Genomic DNA, 25,692 nt, shown 5'->3' with positions numbered 1-25,692 from the left:
TCCCCATCACCGGCTATCCGCGCGACGGATCAGATGATGGATCGAATATCGAACTGCGACTGCCAGCGGTCATGCCGGAACGATGCCGCCCGGAACATGGCCGGCTTCCGCAGCCAGCCGAAATAGGTCTTGTCCTGCCGCTGCACCGTCGCGTCGGGATCAAAGCACCATAGGGCCATACCCGTGACGCCCAGCTTGTCGCGCAGGGGCTGAAATATGTCGTGCCGGTCACTGTCGCTCAGCCAGCCGAAATCCATCGCCAGCGTCCGCAGTTTGATGCCCGTTTCTTCTTCGACCACGCCGAACCGGCCAACGCCGATCGCGCCCATATCCTCTTGGCCGAACTCGAACCCTTTGTCGTTGTAGAACGTGCCGAAGCTGGCCTTCTTGCCCAGCACCAGCGCCATCGCCTGAAAGTCGCCGGTATGGCCGGTGATGTCGATGCGCCACCAGCGCGCGGTGATCTCGCTCGGCAATTCAAGGTGCGAGCCGTACTTGCCGTCTTCGCGCGTGATAGCCGGGTTGATGAAGGTGACGTTGCCGCTGTCGTAATTCGGAGTTGCTGGAATTGTCGGCTTCACCCGGAACTCTGACAGGCCGGTGCCGCCCGAAGGGCCGGAGACGCGGATATAGCGCCAAGCTGCTCCCACGGTGACAATATAGGCCACCCCGGTCGTGATGGTCGTCACCGTATGAATCGTTGTCCATGACGAATTGTCATTCGAGCCAGCAACCACTGCGCCGTTGAGAGCTGAGCCGGCCCAAGTCGGGTTGTCGATAAGCTCAACAGTGTCGATATTGGCAGACGATCCGAGATCGCACTTGATCCACTGACCCGCTGAAATACTGGTCATGTGTGCGGTCGTTGGCGAGCCTGTCGTTGTGTAATCGATCATACCAGCGCCGTTCGATGCGAGCGCGAGTGCGCCGGTATAGGAGGCGTGATCTGATGATGCTGTGTATGTCGCTGCGTTTGCGACGCCATTGCCATTGACCGATATTGGGCTGCCGCCGCCTGAGCCATCCGCCTCGGCCTGCGTATCGCCAAGCCGGAGCCGGATTTGTGTGCCGGGCAAGGCGTTGGCTGACAGGACTGAGCAGAAATTGACGATCTTGTTCGACCCAAAGTCACCGCGAACCCACAGGCTCGAAGCGCCGCTTGATTGCCAGACCATGCCGGGGTCTTTGAACTCGCCGAGATGCAGCGCGGGGCGCGATGCGAGTTCATTGCCGCTCGCCACAGTACCGAGGGGATGCGGAATTACAGCAAAGGGTTTGGTGATCGCCATGTCAGCCCCAGGTTTCCAAAGTGGTTTTTTCCGTGCCGAAGTTGATGCCGATTTCGGCAAACAACATCGCGGTATTGAGCAGCCGGTCGTCGTCGATCACGGTCGCGACAGGGGAGGCGGTCGTATAGGCGATGCCAAGCCCCACGCTCTCACCCTGAACCTCAAGCGACATCCGGCGCCGGCTTGCGCTCAGCAGGGTCATGCGCTCGTCGCAAATCGTCTGCGCGTCGGTGCTGGTTTCGAAGAACGTCGGGATCGGCTCGGTGGTCTTGCGCGCGAGGTCGCCCCATGCCGTGACCACGCCGGAAACTGGCCCGTTGGTGACGCTGCGGAACTGCTGGCGGATGAACTGAGCGCGTGCGGCTGTAGCTGGCATTAGATCAACTCCCTACCGCGTAAACCGTGCCGCCGAAGCCGATCGTCTTCGATGGCGTTGAACTGTCGCGCGCGGCTTGCAGCACTACGACGTAATCGGTGCCGGCGGTCAGCCCGGTCTTGCTGTCAGCCACGTTGATGCTGCCTGGCGCGACCGAATATTCGCCAGTGCCGGAATCGAACGACACCACTACGCCGTCAGTTTCGCTGATATCCGCCGCGCCCACATCGGCGTAAGAGCCGCCAACCGCCTTGAAGCGCCACCGTGCAGCCGCGCCGTAATAGCCGGTGTTTCCGCCCGCCGTGGCATTGATCGCCAGCGCGCCGGAAAAGGTGATGACGCCCGAAGCCCCGGTGCGAACGGTCATTTCGTCGCTGATGTTGGATTTCGTGGTTGTGCTGACGCTGCTGAGCGTCGAATCACTGACGGTCGTGCTACCGCCACCGCCCCCACCGCCACTTGGGGCAGGGCCGTCGAGCCGGCTTACCGCGACTGATTCGTAAATATCTATGGCGTCACGCGCCGACTTCACGCGGATCGAGGCAGACATGCCTATTGCCGCCCCGCTGGGGATGGTCGCCACACCATTGCTGATCGTCACCGTTCCGCCAGTGATTCCCGGCTGGCTGTCAATCGTCCATGTGGTGCTGGTCGATACGTCGACTGTCCCCTTGTAGCGCTTGAACGCAAAGGTCGCTGGAAGCTGCGCGGCGTCGAGCGTGCCTGTATAGTCGGCGGTGAAGGTGCGACTAGCTGGCGCCTCGACACGGGGAACGCCTGAGTCGCTGTTCAGCGCAATCTCATCTTCGGTATGGACCCGCCATGCGCGGTCGTAACCCATCTCCATGAACGAATAGGGCGGCGACGTGCTTTGCTCGGTCGAACTGGTCACACGCGGCATCTGGCGTTGCTGGGCGTCCATCGTCATCGTCGGCGATCCCACGGCGACGCGCACCGCGAAAATCTTGCCGAGCAGGGAGACGCCGGCCTGTGCATTGCATGGCGCTGCAATGCGGCTGACGACATCAAGCGCCGATTCCTGATCGGTCAGGTAGATGCCCATGCGTCCGTCATTGGTCAGCAGTGTCGTGAGCGCGGTATCAAGCCCGGTGAAGGCGCTGGTTTCGATCAGGCCCGAGGTCACGCCGGCATTATCAAGCAGCCGCAGCATGATCTCGCCGGGCTTGCGCCGCCAAGTCCCGCCCGCCTTGTCGCCGTCAACATCGGCGGTGATGACGCCATAGGCCGGTGCGCCTAGCCGGATCAGGCCAGAGGCAAGGCAGGTTGCCCATGCCCCGTTGGCAATCGTGGCGGCCACCAGCGCGGTATAGTTGGCATGGTCGCCGGCCGCCGCCGGAAACTCACTGCCACGCTCATAGATCTTGGTGATGGCCTCGATCGTGCCATAGCCATGCACCTGATAGACGTTGTTCACCGCGTCGATCAGCACCGGCTCCACGTTGGAGCAGCGACCGAGCAGGAACGGCTTAGGCTTGCCTTTGAGATCGACCGGGCCTTCGATGCCGCCCGCGCCGGTATAGGTCGCGGTCAGCACGTTCGCGGCAAAAGGCTCTTCGTTGACCTTCATGGTGAGGCTCAGGCCGTTCCCTTCAGCGCTGAAATCCGACACCGTGAGTTCGGCGAATTGCGTCCACGGCCAAGCCTGCCCGGCGACACCTGCCCATAGCCTCACCGGGGCGGCGGCCCAATTGAACCGGCGCACGTAAGGCTCTGTGATTTCGAAGCGGTTGATCCGCAGCTTCATGGAGCCAGCCGTAGCGGTCGACCGCCCATCAAAGTCACCTTTGAACAGGCTGATTCCCACCGTCACCCCATCAGCGGAAATGGCCGGCAACCAGCGCTGGCTATTCAGGCCTGTAACACGGGCGTCGTTGGCTGATGTCGCGCGCAGCGTTTTGCGCGCCGCAGCCACCGGGTCGTATGGCTGAAGTTCAGCAACAATGATCATCAGAAATATACCGTGTCAGAAAATGGCATCCCGGTCGTCCCGTTCCACTTTGAAAGGAGGGTGGCGAGAAGCGTGTTGGTCTGGTTGCCGATTGCGACGATGGCGTTGGTCTGGGCATCGATCGAATTGACCACCGGCACGTTGTCATTGGCGACCGTGGGCGTGAACAAGCCGGGCCGGTCGGATGAAATGGACGCGACGTTGCTTTCCGCGTCGATCCGCGTCTTGGTCAGCGAAGTGATTTCGTCGAGCCGGCTGAAATAGCCCCCCTGACTGCCGAATATCTGCCGTTCGATGTCGAGAAGCGTTTGCGCGGCCGCGGCGAAATCATCGTATGCTGCGGTGTCGCCCGCCGCCACACGCGCAGCCAGCGGATCGTACTTCGATTGCGCCAGCGCCTGCCGCTCACCCAGCGAGCGGGCATCATTGCCGACCGTGAGGCTGTCATAGAGGCCCCGCAGCGATGCGGTGATTTTCTCGTTCGCTTCCTTGATCACGTTGGCGCGCTCGATGCCGTAGAGCTTTTCCAGTTCGACCATGCCTTCACCGGCTTCGATGGCGATTTTCCGCAGGTTCTCGAACTCGCGGTCCAGCTTATCGAGAGCGGCTCCCATCGGGTCTTCGTATGCCTTGAGGCGGTCGAAGATGGACTGGAAGGAGAGGGCTTTCTGCACCTGCCCTTCAAGGTCTTTCCCGGCCTGAAGCAGTCGCTGCGCGCCCGCCCGGATGCCCGTGATCGCGCCATCCTGAATTGCATTGAGCAGCGCCACGCGCGCCGCTTCTTCGGCATCCTTGCCCTTGTAGAGCAGGCCGCCCGGATTCTTCGAAGTGACGTTGGCCCCGGCGCTGCCAGAGACGCGGTATTCATCCTTGCGCGAGCCGATGGTGAAGCCGTAGCTGCCCACGGTGCCACCAAGCTGCTCGGCGATGCGGTTCAGTTGCGAGGCGATGCCGCTCGCTGCTGTATTGGCCGTTCCCTTCGCCGCTGTGTTGTTGCCGCCAAGTGAGATCGCCCCATTGCTGACGCTGGCGCTACCGGTCTTGGCCTTGCTGAACAAGCCGCCAATGAGGCTGCCGACCACACCACCAAGGATGCCGCCAATCGGGCCGGCGAACGAGCCGAGCACTCGGCCAATCGTCGCTGAACCTGCGGCTAGGCCGTAACCAACGATGCCGCCGAGGGCCGACCCTGTGCTGCTCTTTCCGCCAACCAAGCCGCCGCCGATCTGGCCATAACCAGCGCCGACCGCGCTCTTGCCGAAGAAGTCGGAGATTTTCTTGGATAGCTCATCGCCAAGGACGCGCTTCAGCAGGCCGCGCATAACGACCTTCATGTCCTGTTCGACTGTGCGCGTGGCGGTGACAACGATGTCGCCACTTTTGCCGAAGACGGCATCGAACTGATCTTCAAGGGTGCCGCCATTGTCGTTCGCCGGCACGCCAGCCAGCGCCGCTGCCGCGCCACCCGCTGCTTCACGCAGTTTTTCCAGTTCACTAACGGTCTGGGTGATCTTCACCGCCATGTCGCGACCGGCCTCGTCGACCTTATCCAGCCCAAGGATTTTTAGCTTCTGCTGCTGGAAGACATCGCCGAAAAGCTGGTCGGTGATCTGGCTGGCGAGGCCGTCGAGATAGATGTCCCACTGGCGCTTGAAGAAGTCGCCAATTGCCGCGAAGCCCTTGCCCGAAAGCAGGCCGCGCACGGTCGACTGCACGTTGCTCTGTGTGTCCTGAATGATCTGAAGGCTGCGCTGCTGCGCTTCCTGCTGGCGCTCAAGAAGGATCGCACGGCGGTTCTCGTCCATCACGATCTGCGCGATGGTCGCGGCTTCTTTCTCGGTGACGACATTGCCCGCGTTCTTATGCGCCAGCGTGCGGGTCAGCACTTCCGCTTCGATGCTCAGGTTCTGCAAGCGCAGGCTGTCGATGGCAGCGTTCTCCGCGTTGGCTTCAACCATGTCGCGCATCAGCTTGTTGGGTGCATCGAGGGCGAGCGCTCGCGCCGCCTGTGCGTCGGCAATTTGGCCGTCGAAAACTCCGCCTTTGTTGTTCTTCTGGAGGTCGGTAATCAGCGCATCGAGATCAGCAACGTCCTTCTTGACCTGATCAATCAGGCGCGGCTGCTCGTTCCACCGCGCGTTGATTCCGGCGATGGTGCGGCCGGCGTTCTCTCCGGTCTGGATCAAGCTATCGAGCGCCTTCTTTGCCGCCTCGGCCTGCTTTTCAATCTGGTCTGGCACACCGCGCTTGCGCGAAAACGCAATGTGGAAGTGGTCGCTATGATCCTTATCGCCGGGGCCAAGCAGTTCCTTGATGATCACGCCGGCCGGTGCGAGCGCGGCGCGGATACCTTCCTTGGTCAGCGGTTTGCCGCCAACAGTGAGGGGGATGTCGATAGCCTGCCCGGTGAGATGGTAGCTGTTGGGAGCGCCGCCTGCGGCTTTGTTCTGTGCCGGGGTGCGTAGCCCGCCATTGCCCCCGTTTGGGGTGGTGCCGAGCAGGCGAGCGACTTCGTTGCCGGTTACATCGGCGAGTTTGGGGATCTGTGCTGTTTCCCTTGCTACACGCTCCGCCCTCTTCTTCGCCGCCTCCTCCTCAGCCTTGATCGCATCATACTGGACGCGATACCGCTCCTGCTCCGCCGCCGTAAGGGCGCGGGACAGGTCGAACTCCTTATTGAGCGCCGCCAGTTTGCGCTCAGCAATGGCCTTTGAGGGATCGTCGATAAATTGCTGTGTTGCAGGGATGAATTTTTTCGTCAGCAACGCCTGGAGCTTTTCAGTCTCTGCGATCTGAGTGTTGTAGGCTTTCTGTGCGTCAGCAGCCCTCATCAACTTCGCTGCCGCATCACCTTCATCATAAGCAGGTGAATTGAGGTCGTTCAGTGTTTTCTCGGCTTCAGCCTTGAGAAGTTCGCGCACCGAGAGCGCCTTCGTCAAGTTCGCCTTCGCTTCATCGAACGAGACAATGGCCGACTGTCGCCCTACATCGTTGCGCTTCTGCTCAGTGTCGATCAGTTCATCTAGGGCCGTGATAAGTTCTTTTGTCGCCGCGCTGTTGTAATCAAACGCGGTCGCAACGTCCTCCGCTGACTTAGCGGCCTTATCTGAAGCCTTATCAGTGAAAAATAGCTGATCGATCAGGATGCCAAGCCCCGCCGATACCGCTACCAGCGCCACGCTGGCGAGAGGGCCTGACAGGAAGGAGGCGAAGCGCCCAATCTTGTCCTGCGTCTTGTTCGTCGAGCCTTCAAGGCTGGTGAGCGCAAAAGCGAGCTGTGGTAGCTGCTGAGCAAAGACGACGCTTGCCCGCTGCCCGGAATAGAGGCTGATCGCCAAATCCTGAACCTGCTGCCCGGTCTGGACCATCGCCTGCCGGCTGCCGCGCATGGACTGAGCATGGATACCCCATGCGTCGGTGCCGCGGCGAACGCCCGTCACCATACCTTCGAAGTTGTTCGCCGCCGCGTTGACCGCAAGGCCGTACTGGCGGGCGTCGATTGCACCCTTTTCGAACGCGACATCAGCGCGGGCCAGTTCGGCGTCAAGCTGCTGCTGGGCAACGCGCGTCGGGTCGATGGCGCGCTTTACCAGTTCGAGGTCGGTTGCGTACTTGCGCGCTGCGGCTGCGGCTTCTTCGGTGGCTTTGGTCTGGGCGCCCAGCGCGGCGGCGGTGCGTGCTGAGAATGCAGCTTCGAATGCAGCGGCAGAGTCGCGAGCCGACTTCGCTGCATGGTCGCTCGCCAACGCGGTGCCGCGGTGCGCGGCCTCAAGGATGCGCGCGCCCTCAGCGGCACCAACTTCGGCGCGGCGCAGAACATCAAATTCAGCCTCAAGCCGCTGCGCCGCCTCCTGCTGTTTTGCCATTGCGGCAAGAGCGGAATAGCCGGCCCCGTTGTCGGTCGCCGTGCGGGTGAGTCCGGGTGCTGCCGTGGTATTGATCGCCTGCTGGAAGCGATATGCGGCATTCTCGGCCTTCGCCTGCTCAAGAAAGGTGTTGCGATAAGACTGCGCGAGTTTGGTATTTGAGGTGATCGTCTTGTCGATCTGTGCCTGAAGGCGCTCATGCGTGGTAACTTCGGCATTTGCGATGCGGAGTGCGTTTTCAGCCTCTACCGACTGATCGCTGAGCGCCTTGATGTACTGGACGGTCGCAGAGGTCTTATCGCCCGTAGCGCGGGATAGGTTGATTGCCGCCACGCGGAGTGCATCGACACGCTGCACTGCATATTCAGCGTCGGCAGCCGTCTTACGCAGGCCAGGTAGGTCGACGGACAGATTGCTGACGCCAGACTTGAAGCCGGAAAACGACCGCTCGAACGTCTTGCGTGCTTCATCGGCAGCGCGGGCTACCTCGCGCGTCAACTGATCGAACGCGCCACCGCTGCCATCGTACTGCGTCTTGATATAGACCGGGAAGATGCTGGACTGCGACATCAGGACGCCTCTGCGGTGAATGCGGGGCCCAACAGGGCGGGAATTTTGACGGCGGCACGCGCGGCAATCGCGCGAGGATCGATGCGGGCTTTGCGCGAGGTGCGCGGGATGCCGATGAACATTACGATGAACTCTTTCGGCACAAAGCCTTTCGGCGCGCGGCCGCTCTTCAGCAGGGGCTTCATTCCCCGCTGGCCGGAAAGCCTCACGCTCGCCGGGTTCTTGAGGATCATCAGCGGCCAGCCGTTCACCGACTTGATTACGGCGAGGGGGCCGAAGCGGTTGCCCCAAGTCTGGTCCCACAGGTGCGGCTCAAGGCGGGCCTTCTTCGTCTCGCTGCCCGGAGGTAGGCCAACGGTGCGATAAGCTTCATCGGTGGGAATCCAGAGCCAACGCCCCTTCTTCGGGGTGATCAGCGTTGATGGCTCGGTATAGGAGATGATCGCGCCGACCGAGCGCGGGCTCTTGCTGCGGATATAGACCCAGCCCGAGGCTGACCACCCGCCGCCCGATTTCATATGTACCTGCCCGCCCTTGCTCTTGTCGGAGCCGGAGCCGAGCGCGCGACCGAGCGTGCTAAGCCCGGCCGCCGCCATCTCGCCGCGCATGTCCTGCAATGCCACGCGCGCCGCCGCATCGGCCGCCCCAAGCGCGCGCTGGCGCAATTGCGTGTCCAGACGGCGTTCGATGGCGGCCCTTGCGGATGTGTCGGCGCGGATGCTGGTGCGGATCATGCTTCCCTCTTCGCCTTGTATTTCTCGGCTTCGCGGTAGATCACATCGAAGGCGCGGATCAGCTTGACCGGCTGGTCGAGCAATCCGCGCCCATCGGGCCAGCGCATCGCGCCGTACCCATCACGACTTTGCAGCGCGAGGCTGATCAGGTCTGTGTATCCATCGGGGATGAAGTGCCGGGGGTGGGGGCCGGTTCCGGCTCCTTCGATGCCGAGTTTTCCGAAGTCGAACTCTCGGATTCCTGCGCCGTCGAACCATTGGGGTTTGAAGTACCAGGCGACGGCGATTGCGAGTTTTTTTCCTCTTCCCTGCCCAGATAGAGGGTCATCATCGCCTGCGTTCCAAGCTGCCAGAACGCGGCGCGCTGGCCATCGCCAGAGAACTGCTTTTCGAGTTCATCTTCGATGGCAAACAGGGTGGCATCGGTCAGCATCCCGTCACGGTCACGCTTCAGCGGCACCGGAAGGCTGGTTTCTTCCAGCAGCAGGGCAAGTGACACATGCCGGATGAGGCGCTCGCGCCTGTTGTTGTCACGGCGGATGCGGCCAATCCGTTCGGATGCGGACTCAATCTCTTCGATCAGCCCGGCGATTTTCTCGCGCTCGCCAGCGTCAATGTCTGATTGCGGGCGCGGCGGAAACTCGCGCGGCGTCTTTCCGGCCTTGGCCAGTCCTTCGTTCTCCGCCTCGATCTCGGTGCATTCCTTGAGCCAGTCAGTGATGGCTTTCTCAAGCGCGTCCATGTCATCGTAGAAGGCGCGGATGCGGGCGGCGAGTTCGTCGATGTCGAGTTCATCGGATGCCCACTTGGAGCGAAATTCTTCGATCACGGCTTCGCGGATGTCCTCAGCCGAATGGCTGCGAACCCGGCGAAAGTTCATCTCGTCCTGCGAGGCGTGCTTGTCGCGGCGCGTGCCATAGCGCAGGCAGAAGGTCGGGGCACCTTCAGTGCCTGAAAGGCATTCGGGAATGTAGGTGAAGCTCGACGCTTCCACGGGGATTGAGGTTGGGGATTTCATTGGGGATTGTCCTGAAAAAACGGCGGGCCAGCGCAAGCCAGCCCGCCGAGGTGGGGAGAGTCAGAAATCAGAAGTACGGATAGACGATGAACTCGCTCTTCTCGATCGCGTCGACGAATAGCGTCGGGTTGCGGCCAACGAACTCGCCGTTGATGGTCGGCTCGGAATAGCCGAGGCGGCCATCGCAGACGCCCATCGAAATCACCTTGCCGGTCGAAGTGCCGTACTGCGCCCACATCGAAGTGGTCGTACCGATTTCGTTATTGGCCTGCGCCAGCGCGTTGAAGTCCTTCGCTGAGAGCAGCACTTCATTGAGCGAGAGCGACCATTGCCGAGACTGCTCAGTGATGATCGGGGCTTCACCGCCCGACGCCTTCGACGGGCAGGGCGCGCGGGCAGTCTGGATCTGGTAATCCGACACTGCCGACGAACCGCAGACCGACAGTTTATCAAGCCACCAGTCAGCATCACGGAAGGTCGGAATCGCGCCGCCTTCCGCCACAACCGGCGAAACTTCGTCGATTTCCGGTGTGCTCGGGTGAACATCACCCGTGATCGTGATCGTGGCGTAGGTGAACGCGGTCTGCGAGTTGTTCGAAACGCCCACGTTGCGCTGGAACTGCGACACGGTGCCGCCCGTCAGTTTGTAGCGCTTCTGGTCCATCCAGTAGTCGACCGACAGATAAAGGTCGGGCGCGGCAGACCAGAACCGATAGCCAAGGAATGCCGGGATGGTGACGTTTGCGGCCGGCGCGACGCCGAAGGTTTCCATGAAGTGTGCCGTGCGGGTGCTGCCGACATAATCGCGGATCGCCGTGATGCCCTTCACGCCCACACCCTGATCCGAGAGGATCGCCGGCAGGCCGTTGTAGAAATCATCGGTGGCAGATGCACCCACGGGCAGGATGCCCGAAGTGGTGGTGCCGGCAGTGATCGCGCCGGTTGCCAACAGCGGGGTTGCCTGCACCTCTTCCTTGTAGCCCACGGCACGCAGGATGCGCCCGAAGACAAAGGCGTCGGCGGCGGGCGGGCTGGCTCCACCGGGGCCGCGCAGGATGACGTTGAAGGTCACGGAGCGGCTGCGGCCGATTGCCAGTTCACCGCGCTTGAAGCGGGTGCCGGTTGCTTCCGGGTTGGCCAGCGTCCACGGGTCGCCGCCCGGCTGAATATCGTAGCACAGCAGCATGTCGGTCGAGGTTGAAATCGTCGCCGGGGTATTGGCGTCGGCCTGAACCTTCACGGCCATTGCGTACTTTTTACCGTTGAAAGCCATGTCGGATTACTCCTGATCAGCCGAGGCGTCGGCGGGGGTGTCGGTCTTGCCGGCCTTTTTGGGCGCTTCGGCGGTGGCGGCCTGCTCGGCAGCGAGGTCGCTGAAGCAGCCGTATTCAGGCGTGTCGGTACGGGCCTCATCCTGGGCCATGTCGGTGTCCTTTCGGGTTGTAGTTAGGAGGTCAGGTCAGGATCGTATTCCAGTCACCCTTGGGCGTCTGGAACAGGATTTCAGCGGTCACGGCGATGGTGCCGGTGTCTTCGGTGAGGTTGGCAAAGTCGCCCACGGCCACGGGGTTCGCATCGAAGAACAGGCCGCCGAAGCGCGATGTCTGCATTTCGGTCTGGATCACCTGCGCCACAGTGCCGGCCTGCGCCGCGCATTGCGCCAGCACGCTCTGGCCGGTCTTCACCTGAGCCCAGCAATCAAAGGTCACGCTCGCGCGCCACAGGTAGGAATTGCAGTTGTCGAGCAGCTCTAGCGTTGACCCGCCCCATGACAGGGCGACGCAGGGATATTCCGCGCCGGCCAGAATGTCGGCCTCATCGCGGTCGACTTCGATGTTCAGCCCAGCGGCTTCCAGCGGCGTGCGTAGCGCGGTCAGGACTTGCTCGATTGCGCTGGGCATCAGGCAACCACCTTCTTCAGATTGAACAACCAGTGCCGCCCGGTGTCGTCATCCTGCACGTTGACCGGCTCGAATATGTCGCCCGGCTTGGCGGCGATGCGGATGCGGTGCGCCTTGACCGGGCGAGCCGGCAGGTCGGTTTTCAGCACCATCAGTTCGACTTGCTGGACAATGCCCGTCGAGGTGCCGAGCGAGATCGTGCCGTCTTCCATGCTGCCGTGCGCCTTGATCGAATAGGCGCGGCTGCCAATCGTATAGGTGATCGCGAAGCCGAGCATGGTGCGCGCTAGAGCGTCGGCAGCCGGGGCGCGGTCTTCAAGGCTGGCGTAGTTCATGTCAGGTCTTTCGCTTTCCACCACATCCACGCGAGCGCGTTCACAGCGACGATGGCGAATGCGATGCCGATCAGGGTTTCCATCAGAACAGGCCGAGGAACTTGGGTTTCGAACGCTTCACGGCGGCGCGGTCGCGGTCTTCACAGCGTTCTATTATCGCCAGAGTGTCAGCGGTGCGGCCATTAGCCTTTTCGAGCTGCCCGACTTCAGCAGTCGCGAATACGATCCATGCCTTCATCTGTGCGAGTGTGTCGGAATCCAATACCGGCGCTGGAGCATGATCGACCGGATTGCGCCAGCTATCAGGGATGAGTGTGGTGCAGCTTGCGGTCGGGGCAGAAATGGGCGGCGACTGAACACAACCCGTCACGGCCAGCGCGATCAGCGCCAGCGGCATCAGTTGCAGAGATGATATTGCCTTGTGCATCTTGCACCTTCCTGTCGATGTCGGTTTCGGCGGCGTGCCGGTCGCCCACGGTATTGACGGCATCGGCTCCGCTAGACGCGGCAGCATCAGCCCGGTTCCCGTTCAGCTCAGCTTCCACCTTGGCGCGCTTTCCGCCCGTGAGCGCTCCGGTGATCCAGAACAGCGCAGCGATGGCGAGCGCGATGCCGGCAAGGATGAAGATGAGACGCTGTGAGATGGCGGGCATCAGGGAGCCTCCGAGCCGGTAAGGTCGAGCGGGCCGTCATTTGCCGCGGCGGTCGCGATGGTCGCATCCTTGGCGCGGCTGCCGCTGCTTGAGCCGTAGTGATAGGCCAGCACCATCAGCGGCCAACCCAGCACGTTGCCGAGGATGATGTTCGCGATGGCCTCTTTCGATTCCGGCACGAACGGCGATAGCACGAAGCCGATGACCGCCGTTGCGACAGCGAAAGCCACGCCGCCGAAGATGTTGCGGGCGATGTGTTCTTGGCCGGCATTCATGCGAGTTTCCGATAGAGATCAGCTTCCTTGGCGCGGCGACGCTGAAGGCCGGGCAGCACACGGCCCCCGCCCTTGATCCACATGCCGAACGCCTCAGCGGCGGCGCGATGCTCGCCAGCCTTGTGCAGCCGCAGCACACTCGACTTGAGGAACGCGCCGATGCCGATGTTGAAGGCGAGGCAGACCATCGCGTCGAACTGGTTTTGTGTCGCGCCCGGCGCGGCCTTGGCGACGGCATCCTCAAAGCGGTCAAGGTCGCGTTGCAGCAAGGTGTCGGCCTGCGCTTCGGTGATCACCTGCCCCGGTGTGACATGCGGGCCGGTAGAGCCGTAGCCAATCGTCCAGACTTTCGCCGGGCAGAGGTAGGCTTTCAGTTCAAGCCCTTCGAACTCTTTGATCAGCGCGAGGCCCGCTGCGCCAATCTGCCGACCTGTGGCGATGGGGGCGATATTGACCGCCCCGGCGCGCGCGGCGGCGAGGCCGGCGTTCAACGTGTCGACTTCGACCTGCGAAAGCCCGTCAGCGTCATCGTCGAGACGGCGGGCAACATCGAAGATCGGCTTATCGTCCTTAAGCGCGCGGGCCTGCGCGATGGCGCCGTGGATCGCGAGAACGTCGCGGCTGTCGAACTTGCCGCCCACGATGCGGATGGCATCGAAGATTGGCGCGTCGCTCTTGAAGTCGGTGAACATGGCGGCTCTTTCCTAAATCGTCTTGTCGACGATTGATGATGCTTTTGCCCTCAACATGGCGATCGTCTCATTGCTCGCCATCGTCAGGACCGAAGCGACCAGCGCGGCGCGTATCGGGCTGGTTACGCCCGTCACATCCACAGCCACGGCGGCAACCAGCATGATCACGCCGAGCTGCAACATGAAGCCGAGTAGGGAGCGGCACGAAGGCCAGCCTTCCTCTTGGATCATGCGGCCAATCCGCGCCGCCATCCCGGCCACAACGCCCACAACAATCGGGGCGATCTTGTCGTCATTCACATCCATCATCCTTGCGCCTGCGACATTTACTCGCCCTCCAAACGATGAAGCACTCTACGAGCGCGAGCCCCAAGGAGCCGACTGCGATGGCCCAACCAAGCGATGAGCCCATCAAGCATTCCCCCGGCGACAAGTATCTGAATGACGAAGGCTCCATTTCGTGTAGCCGCGCGAGTGTTGTGATTGAGATCAAGCAGCGCGCCTGAGAGCGCGAAAGCAATCTTGAGCGTACCGACGATCATGATGATTTTGGCCGGGCCAGCGATATGCTGCGGCGTCGATCGATCAAGGGCCAGGTGAGCCATTGCCGCGACAAGGCCGGCATCAACAGCCAGCAGCGCGGAGAGTGCATCCCGTTTTTCCAGCGCGGCAATCAGTACCAGCGACACAACGAGCGCCACCGACACAGACAAGACCAGCGGCCCCGGCCTTCGTCCCCACGCATAAGCAAGGAGGACGAAGACCCCCAACACCAGTAAGGCGTTGACGATCATAGCCGGGGTCACGCTCAGTCTTCCTTGGGTTCAATGACAGCTTCGACCGAACTGATCTGGCCGCTCTGTTCAAGCCGAACTGATGCCTCAGTCAGCAGTTCGCAGAGCTTGTTCGATACGCGGTGCAGTTTAGCCATTTGCGCGCCAATCTGCCTTGCCAGTGCTTCATCGGTCATTGGAAATTCCCTTCCTCACATACCCTTCCGAGCCCCTGCGGACAGAGGCCGGGAAGGGCCGGGACGCGAACGCCCCGACCCCCTTGCGACCCTCTACGGGGCTTCGTCGGCAGCGGGTGCCGGATCGGCGGCCGGCGCGCTGGACTTGCCAGCGGCCTTGACCTTGCCGTGCTCAACCAGCAGGTCGACGATCTCAGCCGGAACCATCGGGTTCTTGGCTGCATCTTCCTTGCTGTCAGGTGCGCCGACAACCATGCCGTAACCCGGCACGAACTCGACGAACTCCTTGAGCGCCTTGCATTTGACCAGTTCAGCCATGTCAGCCTCCCTGATTAAGCGCCGACACGGCCCGAAAGCAGGGCTTCCGGCGTGGTGCAGACATGCGCGTTATAGGCGCGAACCGACATCTCGACGTAGGCATTGTAGCCCGATGGGTCGAGGATCGAGCGGGCATAGTATTCCTGACCGAGCGTATTGATGAAGGTAAAGTCTTCATCGTCGGGCGACACGATCTTCTGGAACATGTCAGGCACGCCGACCGGGAAGATGCGGCACTTGCCGCTCGCCAGACCGACATTGATCGAATTGGCATCGACCGCGTTGCGGTAGTCGATCCAAGTCACGCCGCCGAAGTCGAACGATTCGTAAGCCGCACCGATCTTGCCGGCACCGCCGCGAAGTTGCTCGGCTGCCTGCCAGTTCAGGTAGGTGGCGCGCACTTCGGCGTTTTCGATCAGCGCGTCATAGAATGCGCCATCGCACAGAGCGACAATCCGCATCCCGGCCGGCGCACGGCCCTGAAGGGCGGTAACAATCGGGCGGATGACGTTCTGCTTGATGTACGAATTAACCTGCGTGCGAGCAGCCCAATTGAAGCCAAGCTCGGTCGGCGGCGCGATGCCGAACTCGGTGAACCAGTTGTACAGCACGCCCGAGCCATCCGAATCCAGCACGTTGCCGGCGATCATGCCAAGCAGGCGATATTCTTCAGTCAGTTCGTGGTCGCGGCGCAGCTTGGCGAGGCGCATTGCCACTTCGGTCTGGGCCGCCATCAGTTCCGTTTCCGAACCGAAGGCGCGGATTTCGGCAACTTCAGTGGCGCGCATATGGTCAATCTTCGCCGTGCGGAGCGTGCGGAAGTCGCGGATGTTGCGACGATCACGCGTGGCGCGGGTCATGGGCGTGCCGCGCTCGGTCACGGGGATCAGGCGCTGCGAGTCGGTCATGCGCTCGATCGCGAACTTTTCGGTGCGGATCGGAACCTTCGAAACGAGGTTCATCGAACCGAGCAGGCCGGGCGTGAACTTCACATCCTTGATGCCAGTCGTCAGCGTGATTGCGGAGAATGCGCCACCAGCGGCACCCCCCTTGAAAATGTCCATGGTAAGCATGGGTAATGTCCTTTCAGGTCAGGGGTCAGCTACGGACGATGATGCCGACAGCCGCGAGGGCGGCGTCGTGCGCGGCCTTCTGCGGCGCGGTCGAGCCGGCTGGGTAGGTGATCATGCTACGGGTCGCGACACAGGGGCCGCGAACGATTACAGCGCCCTTCTTGGCTGCCGCGCTCGCGTCCGTGTTCTGGAACGAGAGGTAGAGGCCGGTGGTGTCAGCAGCGACAGCCGGAACGGTGGTGCCGAGCGCGCCCTTCACAATCTGGCCGGCGACAATGCTGTTGCCGGAAGAAAAGGTGGTCTGCTCGCGGCAGATTTCGGGATGCACTTCGAACGCGAGAAATTCGCCGTCCAGTGCGCCTTCGGTGTAGGTCGTCATGGTCTAAGTCCTTTCGGGTTTCAGGCTCAGTAGCCCGCCATTTCGTTGGCCTTGGCGATGGCCGACTTCATGCCAGCCTCTGCCGTCTGCTGATCGGTGACGCCGCCACCCGATCCCGGCTCGATGCCTGAGTTGCCGTTCGCCTTGATGGCGTCCTGCATTTCGGCGCGGGCGGCTTCGTCGGCATCTGGGGCAGGGGTGGTGATTGCCGCGGGTTCAACCTTGGTTGCGCTCGCGAGGGCGGCGGTGATCTGCTCGGCGCTGAGGTCAGTTGCGAGCAGGTTGGTCGCCAGTGGTTCACGGCCAGCATAATGCTCGCTTGCCAGCACGGAGTTGGTGCGGGTGCGTTCGGCTGCAACAGCCTGCGCGACCGCTTCGTTCATTGCGGTGGTGTCAGTCATTTCCGGTTCCTCTTCATCAGGATCGGGGGTGGGCTCTTCGTCGCCGGAATTGGCGGCGGGGAGTTCGTTGGCCTCGGGCGCATGGCTCGGGGCATGGTCGGCGCGGAACGCCGCCAAGCGCTTGCTTGTCGTCATGGATTTCTCGCTTTCGCAGGGGGTTAGGCGGCTTGGTCGATCTCTTCTTCGAGCATCGCCCACGCTTCCTGTTCAGAAACGATGTCGTCGATCAGGCCATATTTCAGCAGGTCGCGGCCCGAGAATACTTCGCCGCGCAGCGACTTGAGCGCCTTCACGGGGACATGGCGCATGGCCGCGACGAACTCGACAATCTGCTCGCTGATCTCTTCGACCAACGAACCCATCTTGGTCAGCAGTTCGGCGTCAAACTTCTCGCCGCCCGTGCCGATAGCCTTGCGGTCGGCCCAAGATGCGCGAACGACATGCGGCTCAAGACCCACTTTTTCGTAAGCCTTCGACTTGTCGATCATGTTCATCAGCGCAGCAATCGAGCCGCCGATGCACTCGCGCCGGCCAAGCACCTTGTCGCCAGCCGATGCCAGAACATAGGCCGCGCTACACGCCTGTTCGTCGAGATAGACGTAGATTGGCTTGCCGCCCTCGGCCTTTGCCATCGCGGCAATTTCCTCGGCTGCGGCAAACATCCCGGCGCACTCGCCGCCGCCCGAATTGGTAGGCACGAAAATGCCCTTGATGTCGCGGTCGTCGCGCGCGGCGCGGAACTGCTTCAGCAGCCGATTGTAGCCGCACAGACCGCTCTCGGCGTCCATCCAGTCGGCGCGATGAACCAGCGTGCCGCGCATGGGAATCACGGCAATCGAGCCCTTGAACTGGAACGGCTTGCGGCCATCCTCGTTGTAGAAGCTGGCCTCATCGCTCATCGCGCGCATCTGGACACCCTCAAGCGAGCCGACGCCGATGCGCTCGGGCAGGCTCGACTTGCCTGAAATCCGCATCTCGGCGAACTCGCAGAGCGCGTCGTTCTTGTGCTGTGCCAGTGCGACCGGGGTGTTGTAGAGGCGCTCGGCCCAGAGAGGGAAAGCCGTCATGCCGGTTGCCTTTTCTTCGTCGCGGGCTTCGGTTTCTTGTCTTCCATCGGAACCCCGTCGCCATCGCGGTCTTGCTCGGTGCCAGCCGGGTCGCCGCTACCATCACTTGCGCCAGCGTCTGCCGCGGCCTTCGTGTTGTAGTTCGGCTCGGGAAGTTCGCGATCAGCCAGCGCCTCGCGGTAGATCGCCACATCGTCGAGGATCTGGAAAATATCCTTACCCTCTTCCAGCGCCAGTTCGACCGGCGAGACGCGGTGCGCCGCGCTGTCGAGGTTCTTTGCCATCGACTCTTTCTGCGGGTCGACCGTGCCGCGCGCTGGGCCAATCCAGCGGCAGTTCGTGACTGCCGATAGGTTGGAGTAGAGCTTGGCCGGGCCGCCCGGAACCTTGATGCGGCCCGCCGCCACCTCCTCTTCGATCCATGCGACGTAGATCGGATGGACGAAGTTCTGGGCGAAGTAATCGCGCTCTTGCAGCATCCCGCGCCAGATTTCGTTGAGCATGGCGCGCGCCGACGAATAGTTGATGCCATCCCACTGCTGCGAGATTTGCGGGTAGGACAGGCCGTGACTGGCTGCGATTTTGGCGAGCTGTGCTTTCTGGAACTCGGGATAGACCGCGTTCGGGTGCGTCGGCTGGACGGTGACAACATCCTCGTCGGGAAGCAGTTGCCGGATGAAGGCGTCGCCGACCTGGCGGATAGGGTTCTGGCCGCGATAGTTGACGTATTCGTTGAGCGCGTTGCCCTCGGTGAGCGTGCTGCCCGGAGCGACCATCTCGGCGAGGTCTTCCGGGGTGCCGGGCGACTTGATGAAGAAGCCCATTACCGCGTTGAGCAAGGCGGCGTTGATCTCGGCGCGGTCGTAGCGCTCCAGCATCTTCGCCGGCACCATTGATTCCGCCAGTTTCGAGAAGCCGCGCGTCTGTTCGATGTAGCGCGGATTGATGATGTGGATCATCTTCGGCGTGCCGGTCGTCGTCCGCATAGGAATGCGCTCGGTCTGCATCCGGTCGAAGTCAGGCGCTGGATCGTCGGGGTGGCGCTTGAGGATGTGCAGCGCGATCGGTGCGCCGCTGGGGCCGCGCTCGACACCGTTGCGGATCACCGGGTCGGTGTCGGGCACTCCCATCGGGTTGCGAAGGCGCTTCGGGTCGATCAGCAGGACGTTGAGCGGGTTCGTCGCGCCGCGATTGTCCTTGCGAAGTTCAGCTATGGCCTCGCCGCCGCGCCGGAAGTTCAGGTACGCAAGCCGGGTCAACAGGCCGACGCTGAAACGCATGTGGGCATCGCAGCGGAACAGCGGGTCTTCTGCCCATGCGCGGTAAAGCGCGCGGGTCTTGCGGCCCCATTGCATCGCTGCCTTGCTGTCGAAGCTATCGGCGAGCAGGTCGTAAATCGGCGTCGGCCACGGTTGCAGGCCATTGCCGATGACGGCCTCTACGCTGCGGTCCAGTGCGCCGTTGATCCACGCAGAGTTGCGGTCAAGGTCTTCGCCGCGCTCGGTGATCAAGCCGCCTGAGCCAGCGAAAGCCATGTCGGGGTGCGTCTTGCTGGGAATCCAGCCAGCCGTTTCCTGAATGTCGCTGCGGCCCGCGTCGAACGATCCGAAGCCGAGATAGCCCATCATGCCGCGCCCGAAGTCGGTGGCTGCGCTGATAAGTCCTGCCATGTTCAGTTCCAAACCACGCTGATGGCGCTGCGGCGGGTGCCGCCGCCTGCGATGCGATCAGCCGCGGCAATCTCGCGCTCCAGCGTGGCGATCATCATGTTGTAATCCGACAGGCTCGCCGTCGCGTACCAGATTTCGGTTGCATACCTGCCGTTGCGGACCTTCTGCACCACACCGCCCGTCATCAGGGCAATGCGCCCGGCGCGGACCTGCGCGAGTTCAGCTTTCAGTGCGTCGACTTCGCTGATCACCGGGTCGACAACGCCTTCGATCGCCTGCGTCTTGACGGTCAGGATGCCCTGATCCTCGGCGGTGAACGCCGCGCCAGCATTCTCGATCTGAATCGCCAGAATGTAGTTTCCAGCGGCGAGGGCGGCGGTTTCAACCTTGGTCAGCGCAACCACGAAGTTCAGATGATCCGCCGTTTGATCGGTCACGGCGCGGTCAATTGCGGTTCCGACAACGCGCACACGGCAGGTATAGCCCGCAGTCAGGTCGGCCATGGAGCCCGCACCATCGGTATCATGGCCAACGTGCCAGACGGGCGTGTCGCCCTGATAGATGGTCTTGGCCTCAAGCATTGCTTACCACCATTCCGTTTGCCACTAGGTTGATGCTGATTCCGCCCTGGGGCGCATTGAAGATCGTGGAGCCGGCCACATTCACGGTAGCCGCCGCTTCAGAAAAACTGGCGATCATCCCGCTCCCCGGTGACGAAACCACCATACTCCCGCCAACCGTAATGACGGACGAAAGCGCGAGGATCGAAAAGCCGAGTGGGAGGAAGCCAATTGGGCTGAAGCCGAGCATGTCAGTTCATCATTCCCAACCGTAAACGAAGGTGATGACATGCCCAATCACGCCGGCACTTGGAGCCGTGCCAACCTTCTTCTTCACCACCGCAACGAACTCGCCGGGGTTAACGAAGATTGGAGCGTCGCCAAGGTCGAGCCACAGCGTTTCCAGTTTCGTCAAGGCCGTCGCGCCGGATGCCACCGTGCGAATATCAATCGGGACTCGGCGAGGGGCCTTCGTGGTTGCCGACTCAGCCGTTGCCAGCGATACAGCCGTATGGCCGAAGGCGAGGCTCACTTGCTCGTTATAGCCACCGCCCGTCAGTGCCGTTTGCACAAAGCTGGCGACCTTGACCCCGCGAATTATCAGGCGGCGACCGGGCAGGTTAACCGTGCCAGCGGGAACCTGATATGAGCAGATGATGCCGTCTGTCGTGACCGCCAGCGTATCGGTTTCCCAGAACTGCCCGCCTAGGCCAGATCCCAGCGCGGCGGTGGTATTGGTCGGCACGGCGGCGGTGGGGTTGGTTGAATTGGCGTAGTTAGCGAGACTGCCCATCGTGCCGCCCGAAAGTCCCTGATAGGAACCATATAGGCGGTTGCCGTTGGTGCTGGGGATTGTGGTCTGGTTGGTGCCGCCTTGGCGGACGCCGTATGCACCAACAATCGCCTGCATAACGCCGCTCGCAGCGCCGCCAGTAATACGGTGCTTGAAGAAATAAGGAACGCCAGCCGCCATGCAAATGCGGCCCTGCGCGATGGGTAGAGGAATCACGCCAAGCAGAACTGCTCCCGTTCCGTCATTGACCCAGAACTGCGCCTCAACGCCGCCCATATAGGCGATGAACTGATAGCGCTTGTTGTTGGTATAGGCCCAAGTGCCGGTGCCGCCCGCCAGCGGGAAAGCGCCGGTCGAGGTTTCCGTACCGTTGAATGAGGCAATGCCCTGCAAGCCCGCACTGGTCAGGCGGAAAAACACGCCATCACTCGGTGCGGTGGTCGCCGTGCCGGGGAGCCCGAGGCCAAATTCGATAAAGGTGTTGGTCGTGGGCTGCGCCGAGAATGCGACTTCAGTGTCGGCCGAAAGGGTAGTCGTGCCGGTGTTGGGAAACTGCGCGTAGGTAGAAAACATCGTGCCGGTCGTGATCGTGGTGATCGAGCTGCTATTCGTGGTAAGCTGCCCCGCCGTCCATGCGTTCGTCATGGTCGTGTTGGAATAACTGTGCTTGCCGGTGTTCTGCGCGGTGTAGTTGAACACCTCTTCGTCAAGCATCAAATCCTGACTTACACGCATACGGTAATCGACATCGATCTCAGGCGACTTGAGCAATACATTGCCCGTCAGGTCGCCACCATCATTCTCGCCATAGATTTTGACGCCGCCGATGTTGCCGGGATTGGTTGCGGCATCCGTCTCTGGGCGGACATGAACCTGCCCGCCAGTGACTTCGGCCTTATTGCCTGAGACGCCGCCTGCCAGAATTGTGTCAAGTGCCATGCTAAATTCCAATTATGACCAGGACCAGCGAACCGCGAAGGTTCCCTGTAATTTCTCACTTGAACGCGCGTAAATCGTCCCACCGACACCTGCCGTCGCGGCGCAGCTCAGGCCAATCAGTGCGGCGGCATATCGGTGATCCGAAGCGGTGTGGTCGCTTGTCGTGTCGCCGCCCATGATGGCCGCGGTCACTCGCGAACCCGCCGCGATGCCAGCCGAGGCAAAGGTGATAGATGCCTCATTCGTTCCGGGGAACGCGCCGAAGTCGAGTGTTGCGGTTCCATTCGCTCCACCCCCACCGCCTGAAGTCCCGTTCAGCGTGTCACCTGCGGGCATTTCCGCAGGGACGCCGCCGATCAGGACAAGGGCGTTGCGAGCAGCCATGGCTTAAGCCAACGTGATCGGCTGGCGTGGGTTGAACAGAATTTCTGTGGTCGAGATCGCATAGCCGATGTCCTGCACCACTTGTCCTGAAGTGGATGGCGCGGTCGCGGTGCTGGTCCCCGCCGTGGTGGCGAGAAACATACGAGTGCCCGGCGTAAGCCCGGTCAGCCCGCTGATCACCGCCTGCTCGGGATAGACCGTCACGCTCGCGCCGCTGCCGGCCGACGAGAGAACGAAGCCATGGGACTCCTTGCCTGCGGTCGTGGCGTCGGCCTTGCGGACCTTGGGGCCGGTAGAGTTGTGGATGTTCACCAGATCACCCGCAGCAACGGCTTCCGAGGTGGTCATCGAGCGTGTTTCAGCACCGACCCCGATGGGCATCATTGTGCTGTCGATCTTGCCCGAGCCGTCGAGCTTCACGATCTTGCCGGCATCACCCGCGCCGGCCGAGGTCGCGTTGGCGTTCGCATCGGTCGGAACGCCGCTCGCCAGTTTCAGATAATCACCCATCGTTCTTCCTTCACAGTTTCGCCAACACCTGCGGGTTGACGGTCAATTTCGTTGTCGCGCTCGCTACACCGATGCGGATCAAGGTTCCGGTAGATGGCGGGGTTTGTGTCAGAACGCCGCCCGCGCCGACCCACACCGGGCCAGGTGTCCAGTTCCACGAGGATTCCTCAACATCGCCGCCTGAGTGAACAAGCACGATGTCACCCACGATTGCCGCTCCGAGCGAGATGCCAAGGACCGCCTGCGCGTCGGCGCTGTCGCTGCCGCAGTGGCGGACCTGCCCGGCCGCATTGGCTGACAAAGCCCGGTGCCCGTTGACCGCGCTTTCCGCGATCCGGGGAAACCTAACCGCTGGAAGATCAGCAGCAAGCACTGTGATCGAAACCTTGGCGCTGCCAGAAAGGCTGAGCAGCGATCCAGTCGTTGACGCCTTCATGTCGCGCGTCAGGGTGCCCGCGCTGTAGATACCCTCACCTACCTCGCGGGTGGCGCCGTCCTCGATCGCATAACTGACAATTTCGCCGTCCATCACACCAGCCGCGGCAAAAGTGCGCCCACCATCCGCTGCCGCACCGAGCGTCAGGGTGCCAGTTCCTACGGTTGGGGTCAGAACGCGGACGAGATCAAAGAGCATCAGATATAAGCCCTCACGTGTTGCGTCCCGGTGCCGGGATGGGCCTGCACCGGGGTAGTCTCGCGGGCCATGTCACGCTTGGTCGGTGTCACTGCTGCCAGATCGGGGTCGGTAATGAGCGCCATCGTTCAATCCTTGGAAAACATCAGGCCCACGCGCCGGCTGCGGCGATGAAGGTTAAAGTATGGCTCGCGACGCTTTCGCCTCACGGCGCCCCATCAATGTCAGACCAAACTGCATTCGCCCTGTCGGCCTCAAGGAACACCAGCGTCTCCCGCGCCGCGAAGCTGACGGCAGAAAAGCCCCACGTCGCGTCGGTCAGGCTGGCGGCCTCGTCCATCATGTTCTGAATGAAATAGACGTTGCCGATACTGGTCACCCGCTTCGATCCCTGGAACGGGCCAGGCAGGTAGGCGCTGGTCGGTGGGCTGGCGAAGGTCAGGCCGCTTTCCGCCGTGTCCTGCTGGCCGCTGGGCACCGTGTCCGGGCAGACGCGGTAGGCCGTCGGCCAGATGCGGTTGGTCGCCGGGTCGATCAGCAGGTTGGCCGCGAAGCCCGTTTCCAGCGCCTGCCAGCGCGCAATAATGCTGGTCAGCGCCGTCTTGACCGTGCCGGGTGTCGCGTTGTGGCTGGTGAAGGTCTTGGCCCCGGTGATCCACTCGAACCGCTGCGGGAAGAAGCTGATCGCTTCCGCCCCCATGACAATCGCATCGGCAATCTGGAACCGCACCTGTTCCGGCGTCGGAATGCGAAGCTCGGTCTGATAGCCCTCAACGAAGCCCGCCGTGGCGATGAACACGGCATAGGGTGACGTTGCCAGCGGATTGTCGGTCGGCGTGCCGCTAATGGGCCACTGTTCCGTGCGTGATGACACCAGCCCCAACGAGGAATGTGTAGCGGTATAGGGCTGGCCGTTTGGGCGGTAGCCTAGAATGACCGTCTTGCCAGCCGTGGTCTGCTGCACCGGGTAAAGGTCAAAGCCCGCCTGCACGGCGGGGTAATCGGCAAACTGGTTGAAGTATGGGAACAGGACCGACGCCTGCTGAAAGATCACCGCTGGGCCAGTGAAATTAATGCGACGCGGAATGGTGAATGTCGGGTCCGCAGCGTCCATCATGGCAAGCTGTGGGGCGATGTCGAAGCCTGAGCCGGCTTCTGGTTCATCCTGCGCCGACCAGCCGACAATGTGTTCGCGCATTACCGCCTCAAGATCAGCAAGGGCGCGGGCCGCTGTGTACGGATGGCGAGCGAACTTGAACCCCGCCGAAATGGCCGCGCTGTCCCATGCTTCTGCCGCCGCAATATGCGACGAATTGAATGAAGCCATATTCGCGTAATCGTAACCGCTGACGCCCGAGACATCGGGGTTCCAGCTATCAAGCACATTCACGCCAACGTCAGACCAGAACGTAAACTGGCTTTCGGGCTGCCCGTGAACTACCCACGGGAAACGCCCGTCCAGTTCACGGGCAAAGCCTTGCTTCGCGGCCATCGGCGGCTCCGGCTCGCTAAAAGGGGGCATTACTCCTCCTCCCATCGCCGTATCGAGCCAGTATTCGGCATCGGTCGGCGTGGCGGTCAAAGCCCCGCGCACGATGATGCCGTAGAGGTCGGCGGCGACCCCTGTGCGGAAATTCATCTTGCCGATGTTGACCGTGACCGTGCCGAGCGTTCCGGTGCTCTTGTCGCCAACCGCATTCGCCCCTGCCACAGCGTTGACGCGCGCAGTCGAAAGATCGTTCGGGATGTCGTGCTGTGACGACATGACCATATCGTTCGGCGCGGTTGTGTTGGAAGTCGCGTTGCAGCTTGAACCTTCGCCAGTTGTTCCTGAAAGCAGCGCGTCCCAGATCGTATTCCCACCCACTGCTCGCTGGCGAACGCACGTGGTCGATGATGCGGAGGTCATTTCCAGCAGGCCCGCGAGGTCGATCTGGGTCCGGTTGCGAAGCCCCGCGAATACTGAAAGCACCTGCACCGAGCCAAAGGCAACGGTCGTGGTCAGGTTGTCGTCCACCCCGTCAAATTCGAGGTAATACTTCAGCGTTGTGCCGTGCTGGCGGAGCGTCGGCCGCTGACCTGCCGATGCCTGCGTAGCGTGGTTTCCCCGCCCGCTCTTGTCGTTGATGCGGGCAACGGTCTGGCCCGCTGCCGTGACGGGGACGGTCGCCGCCGTGTCCTGAAACATGGTGGTGAAGTCAGACGGATCGTACCAGAAGCCTTCTTCACCGGATGCAAAGAAGGTCGCGGGGCCGAATGGGGTGGATGCGCTCCCACTGAAAACAGCAGCACCCGCCGCAGCCGCCATACAGACGC

31 protein-coding genes are annotated in these 25,692 nt (G+C 62.1%); all 31 read right to left on the bottom strand.

Annotated elements, in window-relative coordinates; genetic code table 11:
• Positions 1-29: 29 nt before the first annotated feature.
• The 31 genes from RMO89_RS01295 to RMO89_RS01145 all read right to left on the bottom strand — a co-directional run bounded on the left by RMO89_RS01295 (position 30) and on the right by RMO89_RS01145 (position 25,684).
• On the bottom strand, positions 30-1,289 hold the full coding sequence (locus RMO89_RS01295) for a discoidin domain-containing protein (RefSeq protein ID WP_310530746.1): 1,260 nt from the start codon (positions 1,287-1,289) through the stop codon (positions 30-32).
• 1 nt (position 1,290) lies between these two features.
• On the bottom strand, positions 1,291-1,665 hold the full coding sequence (locus tag RMO89_RS01290; RefSeq protein ID WP_310530745.1) for a hypothetical protein: 375 nt from the start codon (positions 1,663-1,665) through the stop codon (positions 1,291-1,293).
• A gap of 4 nt (positions 1,666-1,669) precedes the next feature.
• Positions 1,670-3,634 (bottom strand): hypothetical protein, encoded by a 1,965-nt coding sequence (locus tag RMO89_RS01285; protein ID WP_310530744.1) that lies wholly within the window; start codon positions 3,632-3,634, stop codon positions 1,670-1,672.
• The gene (locus RMO89_RS01280) at positions 3,634-8,070 is read right to left on the bottom strand and encodes a D-Ala-D-Ala carboxypeptidase family metallohydrolase (RefSeq protein ID WP_310530743.1); all 4,437 of its coding nucleotides are present in this window, start codon (positions 8,068-8,070) and stop codon (positions 3,634-3,636) included. The genes RMO89_RS01285 and RMO89_RS01280 overlap by 1 nt, the downstream gene beginning before the upstream one ends.
• Positions 8,070-8,804: a hypothetical protein gene (locus RMO89_RS01275; protein ID WP_310530741.1), complete on the bottom strand. Its 735-nt coding sequence runs from the start codon at positions 8,802-8,804 to the stop codon at positions 8,070-8,072. The genes RMO89_RS01280 and RMO89_RS01275 overlap by 1 nt, the downstream gene beginning before the upstream one ends.
• Positions 8,805-8,949: 145 nt before the next feature.
• On the bottom strand, positions 8,950-9,822 hold the full coding sequence (locus tag RMO89_RS01270; RefSeq protein ID WP_310530739.1) for a hypothetical protein: 873 nt from the start codon (positions 9,820-9,822) through the stop codon (positions 8,950-8,952).
• A gap of 67 nt (positions 9,823-9,889) precedes the next feature.
• Positions 9,890-11,095, bottom strand: coding sequence for a hypothetical protein (locus RMO89_RS01265; protein WP_310530738.1), 1,206 nt, complete (start codon positions 11,093-11,095; stop codon positions 9,890-9,892).
• Positions 11,096-11,101: 6 nt separating this feature from the next.
• Entirely contained in the window at positions 11,102-11,245 is a 144-nt protein-coding gene (locus tag RMO89_RS01260; protein ID WP_310530737.1) for a hypothetical protein, read from the bottom strand.
• 31 nt (positions 11,246-11,276) lie between these two features.
• Entirely contained in the window at positions 11,277-11,723 is a 447-nt protein-coding gene (locus RMO89_RS01255; RefSeq protein ID WP_310530736.1) for a hypothetical protein, read from the bottom strand.
• A complete protein-coding gene (locus RMO89_RS01250) occupies positions 11,723-12,058 on the bottom strand; it encodes a hypothetical protein (RefSeq protein WP_310530735.1) in 336 nt (111 codons plus the stop codon). The genes RMO89_RS01255 and RMO89_RS01250 overlap by 1 nt, the downstream gene beginning before the upstream one ends.
• Positions 12,059-12,140: 82 nt before the next feature.
• On the bottom strand, positions 12,141-12,320 hold the full coding sequence (locus RMO89_RS01245) for a hypothetical protein (protein WP_310530734.1): 180 nt from the start codon (positions 12,318-12,320) through the stop codon (positions 12,141-12,143).
• 40 nt (positions 12,321-12,360) lie between these two features.
• Positions 12,361-12,711 (bottom strand): hypothetical protein, encoded by a 351-nt coding sequence (locus RMO89_RS01240; protein WP_310530732.1) that lies wholly within the window; start codon positions 12,709-12,711, stop codon positions 12,361-12,363.
• The gene (locus RMO89_RS01235; RefSeq protein ID WP_310530731.1) at positions 12,711-12,986 is read right to left on the bottom strand and encodes a hypothetical protein; all 276 of its coding nucleotides are present in this window, start codon (positions 12,984-12,986) and stop codon (positions 12,711-12,713) included. The genes RMO89_RS01240 and RMO89_RS01235 overlap by 1 nt, the downstream gene beginning before the upstream one ends.
• Entirely contained in the window at positions 12,983-13,678 is a 696-nt protein-coding gene (locus tag RMO89_RS01230; protein WP_310530730.1) for a lysozyme, read from the bottom strand. The genes RMO89_RS01235 and RMO89_RS01230 overlap by 4 nt, the downstream gene beginning before the upstream one ends.
• Positions 13,679-13,690: 12 nt before the next feature.
• A complete protein-coding gene (locus RMO89_RS01225; RefSeq protein ID WP_310530728.1) occupies positions 13,691-13,978 on the bottom strand; it encodes a hypothetical protein in 288 nt (95 codons plus the stop codon).
• Between the two features lie 26 nt (positions 13,979-14,004).
• Positions 14,005-14,472: a hypothetical protein gene (locus RMO89_RS01220; RefSeq protein ID WP_310530727.1), complete on the bottom strand. Its 468-nt coding sequence runs from the start codon at positions 14,470-14,472 to the stop codon at positions 14,005-14,007.
• Positions 14,473-14,486: 14 nt separating this feature from the next.
• Positions 14,487-14,648, bottom strand: a complete 162-nt coding sequence (locus RMO89_RS01215; RefSeq protein WP_310530726.1) for a hypothetical protein — start codon at positions 14,646-14,648, stop codon at positions 14,487-14,489.
• 93 nt (positions 14,649-14,741) lie between these two features.
• Entirely contained in the window at positions 14,742-14,966 is a 225-nt protein-coding gene (locus RMO89_RS01210) for a hypothetical protein (protein WP_310530725.1), read from the bottom strand.
• A 14-nt stretch (positions 14,967-14,980) separates the two neighbouring features.
• Positions 14,981-16,039, bottom strand: coding sequence for a major capsid protein (locus tag RMO89_RS01205; RefSeq protein ID WP_310530724.1), 1,059 nt, complete (start codon positions 16,037-16,039; stop codon positions 14,981-14,983).
• A gap of 25 nt (positions 16,040-16,064) precedes the next feature.
• Positions 16,065-16,418, bottom strand: a complete 354-nt coding sequence (locus RMO89_RS01200; protein ID WP_310530722.1) for a head decoration protein — start codon at positions 16,416-16,418, stop codon at positions 16,065-16,067.
• Between the two features lie 26 nt (positions 16,419-16,444).
• A complete protein-coding gene (locus RMO89_RS01195) occupies positions 16,445-16,954 on the bottom strand; it encodes a hypothetical protein (protein WP_310530721.1) in 510 nt (169 codons plus the stop codon).
• A gap of 23 nt (positions 16,955-16,977) precedes the next feature.
• The gene (locus RMO89_RS01190; RefSeq protein WP_310530720.1) at positions 16,978-17,886 is read right to left on the bottom strand and encodes a S49 family peptidase; all 909 of its coding nucleotides are present in this window, start codon (positions 17,884-17,886) and stop codon (positions 16,978-16,980) included.
• Positions 17,883-19,556: a phage portal protein gene (locus tag RMO89_RS01185; RefSeq protein WP_310530719.1), complete on the bottom strand. Its 1,674-nt coding sequence runs from the start codon at positions 19,554-19,556 to the stop codon at positions 17,883-17,885. Before RMO89_RS01185 ends, RMO89_RS01190 begins: the two co-directional genes overlap by 4 nt.
• Before the next feature lie 2 nt (positions 19,557-19,558).
• Positions 19,559-20,137, bottom strand: coding sequence for a gpW family head-tail joining protein (locus RMO89_RS01180; protein ID WP_310530718.1), 579 nt, complete (start codon positions 20,135-20,137; stop codon positions 19,559-19,561).
• Positions 20,130-20,366, bottom strand: coding sequence for a hypothetical protein (locus RMO89_RS01175; RefSeq protein WP_310530717.1), 237 nt, complete (start codon positions 20,364-20,366; stop codon positions 20,130-20,132). Before RMO89_RS01175 ends, RMO89_RS01180 begins: the two co-directional genes overlap by 8 nt.
• Positions 20,367-20,375: 9 nt before the next feature.
• A complete protein-coding gene (locus RMO89_RS01170) occupies positions 20,376-21,848 on the bottom strand; it encodes a hypothetical protein (RefSeq protein ID WP_310530716.1) in 1,473 nt (490 codons plus the stop codon).
• A 12-nt stretch (positions 21,849-21,860) separates the two neighbouring features.
• A complete protein-coding gene (locus tag RMO89_RS01165) occupies positions 21,861-22,232 on the bottom strand; it encodes a hypothetical protein (protein ID WP_310530715.1) in 372 nt (123 codons plus the stop codon).
• A gap of 3 nt (positions 22,233-22,235) precedes the next feature.
• Positions 22,236-22,742, bottom strand: coding sequence for a hypothetical protein (locus RMO89_RS01160; protein WP_310530714.1), 507 nt, complete (start codon positions 22,740-22,742; stop codon positions 22,236-22,238).
• Positions 22,743-22,752: 10 nt separating this feature from the next.
• Positions 22,753-23,376 carry a hypothetical protein gene (locus RMO89_RS01155; RefSeq protein ID WP_310530713.1) on the bottom strand — a complete coding sequence of 208 codons (624 nt, stop codon included), beginning with the start codon at positions 23,374-23,376 and terminating at the stop codon, positions 22,753-22,755.
• Positions 23,376-23,501, bottom strand: coding sequence for a hypothetical protein (locus RMO89_RS01150; RefSeq protein ID WP_310530712.1), 126 nt, complete (start codon positions 23,499-23,501; stop codon positions 23,376-23,378). The genes RMO89_RS01155 and RMO89_RS01150 overlap by 1 nt, the downstream gene beginning before the upstream one ends.
• Positions 23,502-23,581: 80 nt before the next feature.
• Positions 23,582-25,684, bottom strand: coding sequence for a hypothetical protein (locus RMO89_RS01145; RefSeq protein WP_310530711.1), 2,103 nt, complete (start codon positions 25,682-25,684; stop codon positions 23,582-23,584).
• Between the last annotated feature and the right edge of the window lie 8 nt (positions 25,685-25,692).

Source organism: Novosphingobium sp. (assembly GCF_031424035.1).
Lineage (GTDB): Bacteria > Pseudomonadota > Alphaproteobacteria > Sphingomonadales > Sphingomonadaceae > Novosphingobium.
Note: the sequence above shows the minus strand (reverse complement) of the source record. Positions and strands in the feature narration are given on the sequence as shown.